Origin of the sequence: Micromonospora sp. WMMD708, assembly GCF_049315245.1 — a bacterium.
In the GTDB taxonomy this organism is placed as follows: Bacteria; Actinomycetota; Actinomycetes; order Mycobacteriales; family Micromonosporaceae; genus Micromonospora; species Micromonospora wenchangensis.
In genome coordinates this window covers 1327420-1344885 of the sequence record NZ_CP186060.1, presented here as the reverse complement: position 1 = coordinate 1344885, position 17466 = coordinate 1327420, and the positions used below count along the sequence as shown (strand labels likewise).

General features: G+C 71.2%; 13 protein-coding genes and 2 tRNA genes. 3 read left to right on the top strand and 12 right to left on the bottom strand.

The features are described 5' to 3' along the window. Window positions 1-98: 98 nt before the first annotated feature. Complete coding sequence (locus ACN260_RS06195) at window positions 99-542, bottom strand: MarR family winged helix-turn-helix transcriptional regulator (RefSeq protein ID WP_422755083.1); 444 nt, start codon at window positions 540-542, stop codon at window positions 99-101. A gap of 74 nt (window positions 543-616) precedes the next feature. Here ACN260_RS06195 and ACN260_RS06190 point away from each other — a divergent pair, with 74 nt between their 5' ends. After that, entirely contained in the window at window positions 617-1930 is a 1314-nt protein-coding gene (locus tag ACN260_RS06190; RefSeq protein WP_422755082.1) for an FAD-dependent oxidoreductase, read from the top strand. 68 nt (window positions 1931-1998) lie between these two features. Here the strand turns inward: ACN260_RS06190 and ACN260_RS06185 are convergent, their stop codons facing one another. Beyond that, window positions 1999-2217: a LamG-like jellyroll fold domain-containing protein gene (locus tag ACN260_RS06185; RefSeq protein ID WP_422755081.1), complete on the bottom strand. Its 219-nt coding sequence runs from the start codon at window positions 2215-2217 to the stop codon at window positions 1999-2001. Window positions 2218-2334: 117 nt separating this feature from the next. Here ACN260_RS06185 and ACN260_RS06180 point away from each other — a divergent pair, with 117 nt between their 5' ends. Then, the gene (locus ACN260_RS06180; protein WP_422755080.1) at window positions 2335-2814 is read left to right on the top strand and encodes a DUF488 family protein; all 480 of its coding nucleotides are present in this window, start codon (window positions 2335-2337) and stop codon (window positions 2812-2814) included. Here the strand turns inward: ACN260_RS06180 and ACN260_RS06175 are convergent. From ACN260_RS06175 to ACN260_RS06155, 5 genes are all read right to left on the bottom strand, one after another. Then, the gene (locus ACN260_RS06175; RefSeq protein ID WP_422755079.1) at window positions 2780-3634 is read right to left on the bottom strand and encodes a hypothetical protein; all 855 of its coding nucleotides are present in this window, start codon (window positions 3632-3634) and stop codon (window positions 2780-2782) included. The two genes, ACN260_RS06180 and ACN260_RS06175, sit on opposite strands and share 35 nt — an antisense overlap. A gap of 237 nt (window positions 3635-3871) precedes the next feature. Beyond that, window positions 3872-3948, bottom strand: a tRNA-Ile gene (locus tag ACN260_RS06170). Between the two features lie 131 nt (window positions 3949-4079). After that, entirely contained in the window at window positions 4080-5321 is a 1242-nt protein-coding gene (locus ACN260_RS06165) for an NAD(P)/FAD-dependent oxidoreductase (RefSeq protein ID WP_422755078.1), read from the bottom strand. After that, window positions 5311-7437 carry an MMPL family transporter gene (locus ACN260_RS06160; RefSeq protein ID WP_422755077.1) on the bottom strand — a complete coding sequence of 709 codons (2127 nt, stop codon included), beginning with the start codon at window positions 7435-7437 and terminating at the stop codon, window positions 5311-5313. The genes ACN260_RS06165 and ACN260_RS06160 overlap by 11 nt, the downstream gene beginning before the upstream one ends. A 202-nt stretch (window positions 7438-7639) precedes the next feature. Continuing rightward, window positions 7640-7712 (bottom strand) — tRNA-Asn (locus tag ACN260_RS06155). Between the two features lie 293 nt (window positions 7713-8005). On the opposite strand from ACN260_RS06155, the gene ACN260_RS06150 reads away from it, so the two are divergent. Beyond that, a complete protein-coding gene (locus ACN260_RS06150; RefSeq protein ID WP_422755076.1) occupies window positions 8006-8389 on the top strand; it encodes a hypothetical protein in 384 nt (127 codons plus the stop codon). 54 nt (window positions 8390-8443) lie between these two features. Here ACN260_RS06150 and ACN260_RS06145 read toward each other — a convergent pair whose 3' ends face one another. The 5 genes from ACN260_RS06145 to ACN260_RS06125 form a co-directional block, all read right to left on the bottom strand. Then, entirely contained in the window at window positions 8444-9454 is a 1011-nt protein-coding gene (locus tag ACN260_RS06145) for a sugar phosphate isomerase/epimerase family protein (RefSeq protein ID WP_422755075.1), read from the bottom strand. A gap of 372 nt (window positions 9455-9826) precedes the next feature. Continuing rightward, complete coding sequence (locus ACN260_RS06140; RefSeq protein ID WP_422755074.1) at window positions 9827-11542, bottom strand: ThuA domain-containing protein; 1716 nt, start codon at window positions 11540-11542, stop codon at window positions 9827-9829. A 60-nt stretch (window positions 11543-11602) separates the two neighbouring features. After that, on the bottom strand, window positions 11603-14467 hold the full coding sequence (locus ACN260_RS06135; protein ID WP_422755073.1) for a carbohydrate-binding protein: 2865 nt from the start codon (window positions 14465-14467) through the stop codon (window positions 11603-11605). A 475-nt stretch (window positions 14468-14942) separates the two neighbouring features. Next, window positions 14943-16010: a polyprenyl synthetase family protein gene (locus ACN260_RS06130; RefSeq protein ID WP_422755072.1), complete on the bottom strand. Its 1068-nt coding sequence runs from the start codon at window positions 16008-16010 to the stop codon at window positions 14943-14945. Then, the gene (locus tag ACN260_RS06125) at window positions 16007-17449 is read right to left on the bottom strand and encodes an alkaline phosphatase family protein (protein ID WP_422755071.1); all 1443 of its coding nucleotides are present in this window, start codon (window positions 17447-17449) and stop codon (window positions 16007-16009) included. The genes ACN260_RS06130 and ACN260_RS06125 overlap by 4 nt, the downstream gene beginning before the upstream one ends. Window positions 17450-17466: the final 17 nt, after the last annotated feature.

The following is a 17466-nucleotide window of genomic DNA, read 5'->3' as shown; positions in this document are numbered from 1 at the left end:
ATATACGTTAGAAGTGGCAGGGAGGCTCGGACCCCCTGCCTTTGCTGTCGCCCCCGCAGAGCCCCCGTCCGCGACGCCGCGCGCCCCGGCGAGGCCGGCTACCGGCCCAGCCGCTCGGCGTGCTCGTGACAGCTCCGCGTGGCGTGCGTGATGAATTCGAGGATGTGCGCCAGCGTCTCGTCGTCGTACCGCCGCAGGAATGCCTGCCCGTCGGTCACGATCGGCCCGTAGATCGCGGCGATCTTCCGGTTGGCCGCCTCGGTGGGGCGGACGGTCACCCGGCGGCGGTCGGCGGTGTCGCGTTCCCGGGTCGCGTACCCGGCGCGTTCCAGCCGGTCGATCGCGGTGGTGACGCCCCCGGTCGTCATCCCGGCCGCGGCTGCCAGCTCGCCGGGGCTCGGCGGTTCCGGCGCGTACAGCAGTTCGAGGCAGCGCATGTCCGTGCGGTTCAGGCCGAGCAGGTCGGCGGCGCGCTGGTCGAGTGCGTCGACCGCACGCTGGTACGCCTGCATCGCCTCACCGAGCTGCTCCGCCAGACCCATGGTGGGAAATTCTAGCCAACCGTCGTACAGTATCTAGAAAATCTAGTAATCAGAGTTTCTAGAGGAGTGGGGACATGGACGTACTCGTGATCGGTGCCGGGACCGGCGGGATGTGCCTGGCACACGGCCTACGGCAAGCCGGCATCAACGTCGCCGTCTACGAGCGGGACCGCACCCGCAGCGACGGCCTGCACGGCTACCGGGTCGGCATCGACCCGCACGGCAGCCGGGCACTCAAGGCGTGCCTGCCCGACCAGCTCTACCGCACGTTCATGGCGACCTGCGCCCGCGCGCCGGAACACTTCGTGTTCTTCGACGAGCAGCTCCGGCCGACGCTCGCGCTGCCCCTGCGCCCGGCCACCGACGACGTCGACAGCGAGCGGTCGGTGAGCCGGATGACCCTGCGCCAGGTGCTCTTCACCGGCATGCAGGACGTCATCCACTTCGACAGGACCTTCGTCCGCTACGAGCACCGGACCGACGGTCGCGTCACCGCCCACTTCGCCGACGGGACCACCGCCACCGGCGACCTGCTGGTGGCGGCGGACGGCGTCAACTCGGCGGTACGCCGGCAGTACCTCCCGCACGCCCGCACCGAGGACACCGGCATCATCGCGATCACCGCCAAGGTGCCGATGACACCCCGGACCACGGCGCTGCTGCCGACGCGGTTCTTCCCCGGCATCGGCATGGTCCTCGCACCCGGCGGCAAATCCTGCATCCTGCACTGGATGGAGTTCCCCTGGGACCGGCAGGGCCGGCCGAGGAACGACGACGAACTGCTGGCGCGCTGGCCCGGACTGCTGTTCGACAACACCCGCGACTACCTCAACTGGGGCATCGCGGCGGCGGCCGACAAGTTCCCGGCCGACATCATGACGTACGGCGGCGACGACCTCATCCGCCTGGTCCTGCGGACGACCCCGACGTGGAGTCCCCGGCTTCGTGAGCTGTTCACCCTCGGCGACCCGAGCACCGCGTTCGCCATCACCATCCGTACCTCGGTGCCGATCCCGGCCTGGCCCAGCACGAACGTCACCCTGCTCGGCGACGCCATCCACACCATGACGCCGGGCCGCGGCGTCGGCGCCAACACCGCGCTACGCGACGCACAGCTACTGACCGACGAACTGACCCTCGTCCGCGACGGGCGCAAAGGGCTGGTCGAGGCCGTCCACGACTACGAGACCAGGATGATCGAGTACGGCTTCCAGGCCGTCCGGGACTCCCGGGAGCAGATGACCGCCGACGCCCTGGTCCACAAGCCGGTGCTGGGTCGCGTCGCGCTGGCCGGCATGCGCGGCTACCTGCGCGTGGTCGACCGGGTGCCGGCGCTCAAGCGCAGGATGATCGACGGCCTGTACGAGTACCGCGGCGGCCAGGACTGACTGTCCTTCTACGGCCCTGCGCCCGCCGGCCGGGGATCCGCCCCGGTGGGTTGGCAGCCGACCGCTCCTCAGCCCGGGGGTTGGGGAGCGGCCGACCAGCAGCGAACCGTCGCCTGTCCGGGCTGCCAGGCGGGGTGCAGCCTACCGCCCGGCGACACCCCGTCGACGTACAGCCGCACCTGCCGTTGTCGGGCATCGAGAACCGCAACGAGATGATGCCACCGGCCGGGGCCGACAGCCGATGCGGTCGCCGTGGTGGTCGCCGAGTCGTCGGCCCCGGCGTGCACTTCGCCCCGGCTGCCGGGTCGAGGGGAAGCAGCGTGACGGCAGCGATCGTGGTCAGGGCGGCACACTTCTCGGTCGTCCGGATGGTCTTGGCGGACGAGTCGTGAAAGGGTGTCCCGATGAGCGTCACCTCAACCGTGAGTCACCGGATCGGCATCCTGGGTGTCGGTTACGAGGGCCACTCCATCGATGAGTTCGTGACCGGCCTCGCCGACATGGGCGTCACGCGCCTGGTCGATGTCCGGATGACGCCGATCTCCCGCAAGCGTGGATTCAGCAAGTCGGCCCTCAGCCAGGCGCTCGCGGCACAGGGCATCGTTTACGAGCATCGCCGGGAGCTTGGCAACCCGAAGGAGAACCGCCCCGGGTTCGGTGGCAACCCCGAAGAGTTGCGAGCCGCACGGGCGGTGTACGCCTCTCGGCTACACCACGCCGAGTCGCTGGCGGCGCTCGACGCGCTCGCCGAGACGGCACAACGTGAGCTGGTGGCGCTGCTCTGTTTCGAGGCGGATGAGAGCCGGTGTCACCGCCAGGTCGTGATGCGCGCACTCGAAGACCGGATGCCTATCGTTTCGGCCAGTACACGCCCAGCACGCTGAAGACGTGTGCGCGCTTGGCCTGGTTGCCGACGTAGAAGGCGACGGCACGGTTCGGCGCGCACATCTCTCCCAGAAACTTGGCCTCCAGAGCTTCCTGCAGCGCGGCGTCCGAGTAGCCGGAGAGCCGGCGTTGTAGCGCTACCAACTCCCAGTCGATGACGTGCTGCCTGTGCCCCTTGCACCCGGGCTCGTAGCAGCGGTAGTGGTACGCCGCCTTGAAGCGGGGTGCCTGTAGCGGGGATCTGCTCCGGCCGCTGAACAGGTCCGGCTGACTCGCGTACGCCTCGATCTTGCGTTGCTCGTCCTCGTCCCAACCGGGGTGCGGCGTGACCCTGAGTCCGCGAACTTCCCTGGGGCGCACGAGGGCCAGCGATTGCGCGTCAGCGCGCTCCTGAGCAGCACGGTTGAGACGACACATCGAATCCTCGACAGCCGGATCAAGCAACGGCTGTCGAGACCGCCAGCCGTCGAGATGGCGCTCCCTGGATATCCGCTCCATGATCGGCTTCCAACTTTCGCGCCGCTGATCCTGCCGTGCCGGCTTGGCGTCGACGGAGATGATGTCGTACTTCCTGAACGCCTCGTCGCTGTCCAGATACCGGAAGTTGATCGGGTAGAGGCGAATCCACGTCGGCTGCAACACGTCCGTTCGCAGCCCCGCCACGCAGACGGTCTCTCCGTACTTCTCTGACGGGTTCGGTGCCGCCTTCACAGTGATGAGCAGCTGTAGCCGAACGGTGCGGTCGTCGACCGGCTTCGGGTCGGGTCCAGCCTCGCCGGGACCGAAGAGTGACATCTGCGCCACGCGCGCCTCCAGCATGGATAGCCGTAGGTAGTCGTGTGATCACACGATGATTCAGGTTCTCACGGGATCGACGGATCGGCATAGAGGGATTGATGACGGCGGCTGATCGACGGTGAGGAGCGTCCCTGGGTTGCGCCGCCAGCCCATCCGGGCCGCGAACCGCCTTCGAACCTTGTCCCCACGGGGACGGGCCGCAGATTCACTGTCGCCGCGAGCAGCACCACGGAAAGATCGACTGAGCAGTGTTTGCGCTGGTGGGGCGGGCGGGGTTCGAACCCGCGACCGAGGGATTATGAGTCCCCTGCTCTAACCGGCTGAGCTACCGCCCCCGTACCGCGCCGGATCGTAACCCGCCCGACGAACCACCGGCCACCGCCGCAGCGGCGCCACCCGTCGGCACCGCTCGGCACGATGGGCTACGCGAGGATAACAGTCAGCAGCGGCTGCGGTGGCACCCGAATCAGCCCGCCGCGCGCAGTTGCGCGAGCACCGCGCCGGCCGTACGCCAGCCGCTGGCCAGCGCCCCCTGGATGGATGGACTGTCCCGGTGGTCGCCGGCCACGAAGATCCCTCCGCCGAGCGCCACCGGCTTGCGCAGCCGCCCCTGCGGGGGTGGCGCGGCCGGCAGCGCCTCGGGGACCGACACCGTCGTCAGGTGGTCCCAGTCCGCTGTGGAGCATCCGTAGAGCCGGTCCAGTTCGGCGCGGATCGTCGGCTCGGGCGGTGCGGTGGGGCCGACCACGGAGGTCGCCACGAGGTGCCGGCCGGGCGGGGCGTACGACGGTGCGGCCCGGCTGACCACCACCGTGTTGGCGACGAGTTCCCGCCGGTCGCCGTCGACGAGCAGGATCGGTTCGTCGAGCGGCGGCTCGGGGGCGCTGTGGTAGTAGGTGGTGTAGCTGTGGGTGCGTACCCGGGGCAGGGCGGGCAGCAGCGTGGTCGCCGCCGTCGGGTCGGCGGCGACCACGACGGCGCGGCAGGCGATCTCACCGGCCGGGGTGCGGACCCGGCCGGGGGCGACCGAGGTGACCGGGGTGTCGCAGGTGATCAGGTCGGCGGGCAGCGGGGCGGCGACGGCCTGCGGCAGTGCGGCCATCCCCCGGGCGGGCAGGCCGATCCGGCCCCGGACGAAGGACCGCAGGATCATCGCCAGCACGTGGCTGGAGGTCTCCAGCTCCCGGTCGATGAGCACGCCGGACAGGAACGGCCGGATCAGCTCCTCGATGATGGTGTCGGACAGCCCGGCCCGGCGCAGGGCGGTCTCGCTGGTGGTCTCCGGTGCGGTCAGCAACCGGTGTGCCGGGAGGGTGGCGCAGCCGGTGGCGAGGGCGGCGAAGCGTAGCCGGTCGGCCAGCGAGCCGACGCCGGCGAGCACGGTGGCGGGTGTGCCGCCGGGTTCGCGTACCGGATGGACCAGCCGGTCGAGCCGGTCGCCGCGGCGGACCAGCACCCCGGAGGTGAACCAGCCCAGGTCGAGGGTGCCCAGGTCGAGCAGGGTGCCGAGCCTCGGGTAGGCGGTGTTGAGCACCTGGAAGCCCCGGTCGAGCAGGTAGCCGTCGACGGTGTCGGTGGCGACCCGGCCGCCGATCCGGTCGCCGGCCTCCAGCAGCCGCCAGGGCACCCCGGCCCGGTGCAGCCGGCGGGCGACCGCCAGCCCGGCGAGTCCACCGCCGACGATAACCACGTCCGTCTCAGCGACCATGTGCCACCTCCGCGTCGTCGCGCGCCGACCGGGACAGTCGGCTCGGCCACCACACCGTGGGCCCGATGTCGTACGACAGGGCGGGCACCAGCAGCGAGCGGACCACGATGGTGTCCAGCAGTACCCCGACGGCGACCGCCACACCCAACTCGACAAGCACCACCAACGGGAGCACGGCCAGCGCCGAGAAGGTGGCGGCGAGCACGATACCGGCCGAGGTGATCACCCCGCCGGTGACGGTGAGCCCGGCCAGCACCCCGGCCCGGGTGCCCCGGCGGGCGGACTCCTCGCGGACCCGGCTCATCAGGAAGATGTTGTAGTCGATGCCCAGCGCGACCAGGAAGACGAAGGCGAACAGCGGGAACGACGCGTCCACGCCGGGGAAGTCCAGCAGGTACGTGAAGATCAACGCGCAGAGCCCGAGGGTGGCCAGGAAGGACAGCACCACCGTCGCGATCAGCAGCACCGGCGCGAGCAGCGAGCGCAGCAGCAGCGCCAGGATCACCGTGATCACCACGAGGACGACGGGGATGATGACGTTGCGGTCCCGGGTGGACGCGTCGGAGGTGTCCACGTCGATGGCGGTGAACCCGCCGACCACGGCGTCGGCGGCCGGCACCCGGTGCACCGCCTCGCGCAGGTTGCGGATGGTCCGGGCGGCGGCGTCGCTGTCCGGCGGGTCGGTCAGGGTCGCCTCCAGCTCCACCCGTCCGTCGACCACCAGGGGTGGGGCGTCCGGGTCGGGCGGGCCGCTCTGGTCCCGCCGGGTCACCGGGCGTACGGCGGCCACCCCGGGCACGCCCTGCGCGACCTGGGCGACCTGCCCGGCGGCCTGCTGCCGGGTGAAGATGGTCGCCGGGCTGCCGGTGCCGCCCGGGTAGTGCCGGGCGATCACCTCCTGCCCGGCGACGGAGTCGGTGCGGTCGGCGAACAGTTCGGACTGGCCGAGGGTGGTGGCCCCGAGCTGGGTGAGGCCGAGGGTGAGCAGCGCCAGCACCACGGCGGTGGTCAGCCACACCACCCGGGCCCGGCGGGCGACGAAGCGGGCGATGCGGGCCCACACCCCGTGTTCGGCCTGCGGGTCGGCCCGGTCCACCCCGGGGGTACGCGGCCAGAACGCCCACCGGCCGCCGAGCACCAGCAGCGCGGGCAGGAACGTCAGCATCACCAGCAGGGTGGCGGCGATGCCGATGGCGGCCACCGGGCCGAGCGCCCGGTTGGAGTTGAGACTGGACAGCAGCAGGCAGAGCAGGCTCACGATGACGGTGGCCCCGGAGGCGGCGATGGCCGGGGCGGCACCCCGCCAGGCGGTACGCATCGCGTCCCAGGGTCGCTCGTGCCGGTGCAGTTCCTCCCGGTAGCGGGCGATCAGCAGCAGCGCGTAGTCGGTGCCGGCGCCGAAGACGAGCACGGTGAGGATGCCCTGCGCCTGCCCGTTCAGCTTGATCACGTCGTGCTTCGCGAGTTGGTGGACGAAGACCGACGCCAGCGCGTACGACATCCCCGCCGCCAGCAGCGGGAAGATCCACAGCACCGGGCTGCGGTAGACGACCAGCAGGATGATCAGCACCACGACCAGGGTGACCAGCAGCAGGGGCCCGTCGATGGCCGAGAAGACCTCGATCAGGTCGGCGAGCAGGCCGGCCGGGCCGGCGACGTCCACGGTGAGCCCGTCCCGGTCGCCCCCGGCGATGCTCCGTAGCTCGTCGACCACCCGGCCGATCTGTTCGCCCTCGGCGTCGTCGATCGGCACCACCACCTGCAGGGCCTGCCCGTCCTGGCTGGGGACCGGTGGGGGCAGCGGCCCGACCACCCCGGCGACCCGGGCGAACCGGGTGCTGTCGGCGACCGCCCGTTGCTTGTCGGCACCGGTGATGCCGGTGCTGCGCGCGTACACCACCAGGGCGGGGGTGGTCGGTCGGGCGACGAAGCCGGCGGCGAGGTCCTGGGCCCGGGTCGCCTCGGCGTCGGCGGGCAGGAAGGCGGCGTTGTCGTTGGTGGCGACGTCGCTCAACTTGCCGGCGTACGGGCCGGCGACGCCGCCGACGACCAGCCAGGCCAGGACGACAGCCACGGCGATCAGCGTGGCCGTGCCCCGGCCCCGTCCACCGGCCATCCCGGTCCACCCCTTTAGTCGACGCGGCGGTCGACGCGGCGGGAGTCCAGGTCGACATCCGCCATCCTGCCGCCCGGGTACGTCGTCCGGGGCGGAAACCACCCATCGGGCCCTCTTCACGGCGGCGCGGGGCATCGACAGCGGGGCCGGGATACGGAAAAGCCCGTCGGCGGGGGCCGACGGGCGGACGTGGAATACTGGGCTCCCCCGTTTGGACTCGAACCAAAAACCTGCCGGTTAACAGCCGGCTGCTCTGCCAATTGAGCTACGGGGGACTGCTTCGCCGCGTCGTACCGGATCTCTCCGGCGCTCGGCGACGGCACAAGAGTACAGGACTTCGGGGGGGTTCGGTCCAGGGGGTTACCGCATTCGACCACCGCGCCACCACCCGGAACGATCTACGCTGACAATGCGGACAATTCGTCATCCCGGCACAACCAGGTATGACTGCGGAGCAGGATGGGTAGTTAGCTGTCGACCGAGAAAACTGTGGGGCGCGACGATGGTCGGTCCCGACCGGGCACCACCGGCGGGAGCGACGGGAGCGTCAGGTACGGAAGGAGCCGCCATGCGCGGAAAGATCATGTTTCTTGGCGGGCTGGCTGCGGGCTTCGTCCTGGGCGCCCGTGCCGGCCGGGAGAAGTACGAGGAGCTGGTCGTGCGGGGCCGCAAGGTGCTCGACCACCCGACCGTCCAGGAGGCCGCCGGGGTCGCCCAGGCCCAGGCCACCCGCCTGTACAGCGAGGGCAAGGACAAGCTCGGCCAGTCCAGGCTCGGCGAGAAGCTGCACACCGGCAACACCGGCAAGCCGGAGTTGACCCCGGCCGACGACGCCTTCGCCGGCACCCCGGCCACCGTCGGCGCCAAGGCGGGCGTCAGCCCGACCAGCTCGACCACCACCACCCCGAAGCCCAAGGCGCCGGGCACCGGCACCAACGGCAGCACCCTCTGATCGTCCGTACGTCGTCGGGCCGGTCGCCACGTGGCGACCGGCCCGACGGGTGTCTCAGTCCTTGCCGCTGCTGAACGCCGCGTCGAACGCCGCCGTCGGGGCGTCGAACGCCAGCCGGCGGACGAACTCCAGCGCCTCCGGCGCGCCGACCAGCCGGTCCATTCCGGCGTCCTCCCACTCCACCGAGATCGGGCCGGTGTACCCGATGGCGTTCAACGCCCGGAAGCAGTCCTCCCAGGGCACGTCACCGTGGCCGGTGGAGACGAAGTCCCAGCCGCGCCGCAGGTCGGCCCAGGGCAGGTGGGAGGCGAGCCGGCCACGCCGACCGTCCCCGGTGCGCACCTTCGCGTCCTTGCAGTCGACGTGGTAGATCCGGTCGGCGAAGTCGAAGATGAAGTTCACCGGGTCCAGCTCCTGCCACACGAAGTGCGACGGGTCCCAGTTGAGCCCGAACGCGGGCCGGTGGTCGATCGCCTCCAGCGTCCGCTTGGTGGTGTAGTAGTCGTACGCGATCTCACTGGGGTGCACCTCGTGGGCGAACCGCACCCCCACCTCGTCGAAGACGTCGAGGATCGGGTTCCACCGGTCGGCGAAGTCCTGGTAGCCGCGCTCGATCATCGCCGGCGGGACCGGCGGGAACATCGCCAGCGTGTGCCAGATCGACGACCCGGTGAAGCCGACCACCGTGTCCACGCCGAGCTTCGCCGCCGCACGGGCGGTGTCCTTGATCTCCTCGGCGGCCCGTCGGCGTACCCCCTCGGCTTCGCCGTCGCCCCAGATCCGGGCGGGCAGGATGTCCCGGTGCCGCTCGTCGATCGGGTGGTCGCAGACGGCCTGGCCCACCAGGTGGTTGGAGATCGTGAAGACCTTCAGGTTGTGCTTGGCCAGCGTCTCCTTCTTGCGCTCGACGTACGAGTCGTCGGCGAGCGCCTTGTCGACCTCGAAGTGGTCGCCCCAGCAGGCGATCTCCAGCCCGTCGTAGCCCCATTCGGAGGCGAGTCGACAGACCTCGTCGAACGGCAGGTCGGCCCACTGGCCGGTGAAGAGCGTGATCGGTCGCGCCATCGTCTGTCTCCCCTGTTGTGGTGGGGATTCCTGAGCTGACCGGGGCGAGGGTGACCGGGCCGGGCCGGTACGTCGACGGCCGTGCCGGGTCACCGGTGGGTGCACACGCACCTGGGCCCAACGGGTTGCGCCTCCCGTCGGGTCACCGGCCACCCACGGGTCGCCGCCCACCACTCTAGGCCCACCCCACCCCCCACGAAACCCCTCTCCCCCACCCGCCCGCCACTGCCCCGCCCGCCCACTCCCCGTCAGCCCGCCCGCCCGTCCACAACGATCAAGAGGTTTGCGTCACGCAGGTCGCCCGGTCGTGACGCAAACCTCTTGATCACCGATGCTCAGCCCGGCCGGCCGGCGGCCGGGGCGGGAGGTGGGTTACTGGGGGAGGGTCCACTTCTGGTTGGGGGCCGAGGAGCTGCACGTCCAGAGCAGGACCACGGTGCCGTCGGCCGAGTTGTTGCCGGAGACGTCCAGGCACTTGCCCGACGCGGGGTTGCGCAGGGTGCCGTCGGTCTGCGCCGACCAGACCTGCGGGCTGCCACCGGTGCAGGTCCAGAGCTGGATCTTGGTGCCGTTGGCGGTGCCGCCACCCGAGACGTCCAGGCACTTGCCCAGCGCCTTGATCGGACCGTTCGGGGTGACCGTCCAGGTCTGGCGGGCGCTGCCGTTGCAGGTGAAGATCTGGATCTGGGTGCCGTCGGCGGTGGCGCCGTTGCGCACGTCCAGGCACTTGCCGGCCAGACCCCTGATCGGGCCGGTGCCGTTGGTCGGCGGCGGAGTGCCACCCAGCTCCTTGATCCGGATGTTGCGGAACGAGGCGTCGTCACCGGTGCCGTGGTTCTGGATGCCGATGTGGCCGGCGAGCGAACGGACCGGGTTGGTGTTGGTGAAGTCGTTGATCTTCGTCCCGTTGAGGAAGACCTGCAACCGTTCCCCCTCGACCAGCAGCTCGTAGGTGTTCCACTCCCCCGGCGGGTTCAGCGCCGCGTCCCGGGCGGCCTGGTCGGCGGCCTGGAAGGAGTAGACCGAGCCGGTGGTCCGGTCGACGGTGTCGGTGGCGTCGATCTGCACCTCGTAGCCGTTGTCCATCGCCGAGTTCGGGTCGCTCGACGGCGGGAAGCCGATCAGGACGCCGGAGTTGTCGTCCCCGTCGACCTTCCAGTCCAGCTTCAGCGAGTAGTTGGTGAACTGCTTCGCGCTGTACCAGAGCATCCCCAGCCCGCCGACCGAGCTGAGGGTGGCGTTGGAGTTGGTGAAGCTCCCCGGACCGGCCTGCGACCAGCCGTTGGTGGAGCCGTTGTAGAGCGCGGTGTAGCCGGTCTCCGGCCGGCAGTCGGCCTTCGTCCGGCCGGCCGCGTACCGGATGCCGCCGAGCAGGTGGGCCCGGAAGGCGGGCTCGGAGTACGCCGACTGGTTGTGCCCGCCGCCGGTGTAGAACGACCGGCCGCCGTTGTACGTCTTGCACCACACGTGCGGGTGGTCGGCCCCCATCCCACCCCCCGAGTACGACGACTCGTCGAGGTTGGCCAGCACGTGCGCGGTGGAGCGGGCGTTGGTGCGGTAGTTGTACCACTCGTCGGTGCGCTGCCAGGTCGGGCCGAGGTGGGCGGTGGCCGCGTGCGCGCGGTCCTCCACCCGTACGGTGGCCTGCTGGATGGCCGGGTGGGAGGCGAACCACGCCCCGACCAGGTTGCCGTAGAACGGCCAGTCGTACTCGGTGTCGGCGGCGGAGTGCACGCCGACGTACCCGCCACCGGCGGCGATGTAGGACTCGAAGGCGCTCTGCTGGCTGGCGTTGAGCACGTCACCCGTGGTGTTGAGGAAGACCACCGCCTCGAACCGGGCGAGGTTGGCGGTGGTGAACTGGCCGCCGTCCTCGGTGGCGGTGACGGTGAAGTTGTTCGCCGCCCCCAGGTCGCGGATGGCCTGGGTGCCGACCGCGATGGAGTCGTGCCGGAATCCGGCGGTCTTGGAGAAGACCAGTACGTCGTAGGCGGCGTCGGCGGCGGACGCCGAGGTGGCCGGGGCGGTGCAGGCGAGGGCGGCGAGGACGGCGGTGGCCGCGCCGAGAATCGGTCGGAGAAGTCTCATGTCGTGCTCCAGTACGCCGGGGGCGCGGGACCGGACGTCGCCGGTCCCGCGCCCGTCAGGTCAGGGCAGGGTCCACTTCTGGTTGGCCGCGGACGAGCTACAGGTCCACAGGAGGACCACGGTGCCGTCGGCCGAGTTGTTGCCGGAGACGTCAAGGCACTTGCCCGAGGCGGGGTTGCGCAGCGTCCCGTCGGTCTGCGCCGACCAGACCTGCGGGCTGCCACCGGTGCAGGTCCAGAGCTGGATCTTGGTGCCGTTGGCGGTGCCGCCGCCGTTGACGTCCAGGCACTTGCCCAGCGCCTTGATCGGGCCGTTCGGGGTGACCGTCCAGGTCTGCCCCGCCCCACCGTTGCAGGTGTAGATCTGCACCTGGGTGCCGTCGGCGGTGGCCGCGTTACGCACGTCCAGGCACTTGCCGCCCAGGCCCTTGATCGGCCCGGTGCCGTTGGTCGGCGGTGGGACGGTGCCGGTGTTCAGGGTGAACGCGTCCAGGTCGTAGAGCAGCCCGCTGCCACCGGCGAAGGTCAGGTAGAGCGTGGTGGTGCCGGTGGGCGCGCCGGACACCGTGCCGGTGACCGTGGTGAAGGTGTCCCAGCCGCCGGTGACCGGCACGGTGGCCTGCCCGAGCACGGTGCCGGTGGCCGAGCCGGCGCGGATCTGGAGGGTGCCGCCGGCACCGGCCGAGGAGACCCGGGCGGTGAACGAGGTGACGGTGCCGAGCTGGTACGGGGAGAACCCGATCCAGTCCCCGTTCTCGATGTTGCCGACGGTCTTGCCGCCCTCGGCGGGGGTCTTGTCGAAGGTGGCGACGCCGGACGAGGTCTTGAAGTGCTCGGCCTGCCGGTGCCGGGGCTGGAGGGTGTGCTGGGTGTGCGTGGTGAGCCCACCGGCGTCGGTGTACTCGGCGTCGAAGATGGCGAAGATGTTCGCCGCGTCGTCGTGCTCGCCGTCGACCGGGATGGTGATCGTGCCGGAGCAGCCGTTGACCGAGGAGATCTGGTGGCCGTGCTGGTCGTGGCCGAGCACGTAGGTCATCCTGACCTTGGTGCAGTCGACCGTGCCGTCCTCGGGGTCGGTGACGGTGATGCTGAACGGCACCGTGTCACCGAAGGCGAACAGCGAGCCGTCGACCGGGCCGGTGATGGTGACCGTCGGGGCGGTGTTGCCGACGTTGACCGTCACGCTGTTCGTGCCGGTCGCCCCCTGCGGGTCCCGCACGGTGAGCGTCGCGGTGTACGAGCCGTCCGTGGTGTACGTCTTCGTCGGGTTGGCCGCCGTGGAGGTGGTGCCGTCGCCGAACGCCCACGAGTAGGTCAGCGCGCCGCCCTCGGGGTCGGCGGAGCCGGCCGAGGAGAAGTTCACGGTCAACGGCGCGGGTCCGGAGGTCCGGTCGGCACTCGCCCGGGCGGCCGGCGCCCGGTTGCCGACGCCGACGTAGTCGAAGCGGTACAGGGCGGAGTTGGCGTCACCGTTGTAGTAGCCGGTGCCGTAGTCGAGCAGGTAGTACGCCCCGTCGGGGCCGAACGCGGAGTCCATCACCTGCTTGCCCACCCAGGGGAAGCTGTCGATGGTGCCGGGCGACCCGTCGGCGTTGACGTGGATCGGCTTGACCCAGCCCCGGCCGAACTCGGTGGCGAAGAACAGCCCGTCGAAGCTCTGCGGGAACTTCGTCGCCGAGGGGTTGTTCGGGTCGTACCGGTAGACCGGGCCGGCGGCCGGCGACTCGGAGCCGCCACCGAACGCGGGCGGGCTGCCGGAGTCGCCGCCGTACTTGATCCAGGAGGGCTTGGCCGGCGGGAGGGTGGTCAGACCGGTGTTGCGGAACGAGTTGTTGGTCGGCCCGCCGGTGCAGTTGAACTTCGGGCCTGTCGAGTTGGTGGCGAAGTTCCACTCGTTGTACGTCTCGGACGTGGTGTTGGTGCCGGTGCAGTACGGCCAGCCGTAGTTGCCGGGGCCGGTGACCCGGTTGAACTCGACCTGGCCGGAGGGGCCCCGGTTGGCGTTGGTGCTGCCGGCGTCCGGCCCGTAGTCGCCGACGTAGACGACGCCGGTGGCCTTGTCGACGCTGATCCGGAACGGGTTGCGGAAACCCATCGCGTAGATCTCGGGGCGGGTCTTCGCGGTGCCCGGGGGGAACAGGTTCCCGCTCGGGATCGAGTACGTCCCGTCGGCGTTCACCTTGATCCGCAGGAGCTTGCCCCGCAGGTCGTTGGTGTTGCCGGCGCTGCGCTGGGAGTCGTACGCCGGGTTGCGGTTGGTGCGCTCGTCCAGCGGCGAGTAGCCGGCGGAGTCGAACGGGTTGCTGTCGTCGCCGGTGGACAGGTAGAGGTTGCCGGCGGCGTCGAAGTCCATGTCGCTGCCGACGTGGCAGCAGATGCCCCGGTCGGTGCCGATGTCGAGGATGTCGACCTTGCTGGACATGTTGATGGTGAAGTCGGCGTTCAGGGTGAACCGGGACAGCCGGTTCACGCCCTGCCAGGCCGACCAGTTGCTGCCGGTGGCGGGCGCGTCGCCACCGGGGGTGGACAGCGGCGGTGCGTAGTAGAGGTAGATGAACCGGTTGGTGGCGAAGTTCGGGTCGACCCCGAGGCTCTGCATCCCGTCCTCGTCGTGGGTGTAGACGGGGATCGTGCCGATGGTCCGGGTGGTGCCGGCGGCGTCGGTGCGTCGCACCGTGCCGTTGCGGGCGGTGTGCAGCACGGACCGGTCCGGCAGCACGGCCAACGACATGGGCTCGCCCATCTCGTTGACGCCCCGGGCCAGCTCGACCTGCTGGAAGTCGCTGGCGTTGATGGTGTGGGCCGCGGCCGGGGCGGTCGGGCCGGTGGTGGCGGCGACCGCGCCGGCGGTGACGGCCAGCAGCAGCGCGGCGGCGGAGGGTAGCCACCGTCGGCGACGGTGGCCGTTTGAGTCCTTTGTGGACATTGGAGGGCTGTCCCTTCCTGACGGATCACGGCCAGGGCGGGACGCGTGCCGCCGCGCCGGATGCCGGGGTGGTGGGGTGGTGGGGTGTGGCAGGACAGGCCGGACGGCCGGGGACGTCCCGGTCGACCGGTCAGAACCCTCGGCCGGGGCGCGAAGCACCCGGCGGAAGGTCGCTCGCCGAGGGGTTACCGCGCCGCCGGTTCACCTTGACGAAACATGCCCGTGATGCCACAAACATTAATGGTGACCTATATCAATGTCCATACCCTCTGCCCACCGTTGTGGGTTTTCATCAGATGAAGCCCGCGCCCCGGCCACCCTCCCCGGCTCCGCGCCCCACGGCGGCGGGCGACACCGGAACGGCCCGCCGGGAGGCGGGCAACATTCATCTGATGAAATACCGGATTACTCCCGGGCGACACATCACCCCGGACCACGCGCCGCGGCCGCCGCAGCCGGCCGGGGCGGCGACGGCTCAGTGCTGCCGGTGCACGGCCTGGTCGGCCAGGTCGGCCAGCGCACTACGGGCCGGCTCCGCCAGCGGCACCTGGGCGAGCGCCACCCGGGCGGCGTCGGCCCGGACCCGGATCAACCGCTCGATCTTCTCCCGCGCCCCCGTCGCCTCGATGATCGTCCGCAGCTCGGCGGCGCCCGCCGCATCCAGCTCGGGATTGCCGAACAGGTCCCGCAGCCGGGCGGCCTGGGCCCGGTCGGCGGCGTCGCGGGCCATCGCCATCATCACCGTCGGCTTGCCCTCCCGCAGGTCGTCCAGGATCGACTTCCCGGTCACCGCCGGGTCACCGAAGACCCCCAGCACGTCGTCGCGGAGCTGGAACGCGTCACCCAACGGATCGCCGAAGTCGACGAGCGCGGCGATCAGCTCCGCCGGGGCCCCGGCCAACGCCGCACCGATCTGCAACGGCCGGGTCACCGTGTACCGGGCCGCCTTCATCCGGATCACCGTCAGCGCGCTGGCCACCGAGCCGTCCCCGACCCCGGACACCAGATCCAGGTACTCCCCCGCGATCACCTCGGTGCGCATCCGGGCGAAGACCCGGTACCCCTGCCAGATCTGCGCGGAGGTCATCCCGCACTCGTGGAACATCTGGTCCGACCAGGCCGCGCAGAGGTCCCCGCAGAGCAGCGCGGTGTTGCGGCCGTACGTCTCCGGGTCGCCCCGCCACGCCGAGCGGGTGTGCAGCTCGGCGAACACCCGGTGCACCGACGGCGCGCCCCGGCGGTGGTCGCTGCCGTCGAGGATGTCGTCGTGGATCAGCGCGAACGCGTGGAACAGCTCCAACGCCGCCGCCGCCACCACGATCGGGCGGTCGTCCACTCCCCCGGCCCCCCGCCAACCCCAGTAGCAGAACAGCGGCCGCAGCCGCTTCCCGCCGGCCAGCACGAACCGGTGCAGGGCGGAGAAGATGCCGCGCGGGGCACCGTCCGGCCAGTCCGGGCCCTGCCGGTCGAGGAACGCCACCAGCTCGGCATCGAAACGGGTACGCAGCTCACTGGCATCGGTCGGGGCGGCGGTGAGCGTCACCGCCGCTCCTCCGCGCCCGGCGGGCCGGTCGGGGCCGAGGCCGCCCCGTCGGCACCGGCACCCAGCCCGGCCAGCTCCAGCAGCAACGCCTTGACCTCGGTCGCGGCGAAGGTGTCCCGGGCCGGCGACGGGTCGGAGCAGAGCAGCACCGGCCCGTCCGCCGGGTCGGCCGGCAACCGGCCGTGCGAACCGCGCACCGCCCGCGCCCCCGCGTCCAGACCCACCACGCTCATCAGGTAACGCATGCCGAGCTTCTTGCGGGCCAGCGCCACCCCCGCCCGCCGCTTCGCCGCACCCGGCGCGGCCGGGTCGAAGAACAGCTCCGCCGGGTCGTACCCGGGCTTGCGGTGGATCTCCACGTTGCGGGCGAAGTCCGGGGCGCGGGCGTCGTCGAGCCAGTAGTAGTAGGTGAACCAGGAGTCCGGCTCGGCCACCAGCACCAGCTCACCGGCCCGCTCGTGGTCCAGCCCGGCCGCCGCCTTGCCCTCGGCGTCGAGCACCTCGGCCACCCCGGACAGCCCGGCGCAGAGCTTCGCCACCGCCGCCACGTCCGCCGGGTCCTTCACGTAGACGTGGGCGACCTGGTGGTCGGCCACGGCGAACGCCCGCGACGTCCACGGGTCCAGGTACTCCATGCCGTCCTGGGTGTAGACCCGCAGCAGCCCCTCGGCGCGCAGCAGCCGGTTGACGTCCACCGGGCGGGAGACGTCGGTGATGCCGTACTCGGACAGCGCCACCACCGTCGCGTCGGCGGCCCGCGCGGCGTCCAGCAGCGGGGCGAGCACCGCGTCCAGCTCCGCCGCCGCGGCGGCGGCCCGGGGCGAGGACGGGCCGAAGCGTTGCAGGTCGTAGTCCAGGTGCGGGACGTAGACCAGGGTCAGGTCGGGGGCATGGTCGGCGAGGATGCGCTCGGCCGCCCGGCAGATCCACCGGGACGACGGCAGCCCGGCCCCCGGCCCCCAGTAGGTGAACAGCGGGAAGGTGCCCAGCGCGTCGGTGAGCGTGTCGTGCAGCTCCGGCGGGTCGGTCCAGCAGTCCGGTTCCTTGCGCCCGTCGGCGTAGTAGATGGGTCGGGGCGTGACGGTCCAGTCGACGTCCGCGCCCATCGCGTACCACCAGCAGACGTTGGCCACCGTGTAGCCGGGCTCGACCCGGCGGGCCGCCTGCCACACCTTCTCCCCGCCGACCAGCGCGTGGTGCTGCCGCCACAGCAGCACCTCACCCAGGTCGCGGAAGTACCAGCCGTTGCCGACGATGCCGTGCCCGGACGGCTGCTCACCGGTCAGCAGGGTGGCCTGCGCCGAGCAGGTGACCGCCGGCAGCACGGTGCCCAGCCCGGCCGAGAACCCCTGCTCGGCGACGGCGCGCAGCCGGGGCATGTGGGCCAGCAGCCGGGGGGTCAGGCCGACCACGTCCAGCACCACCAGCCGGCGGCTCATGCCGACACCCCGCTGCG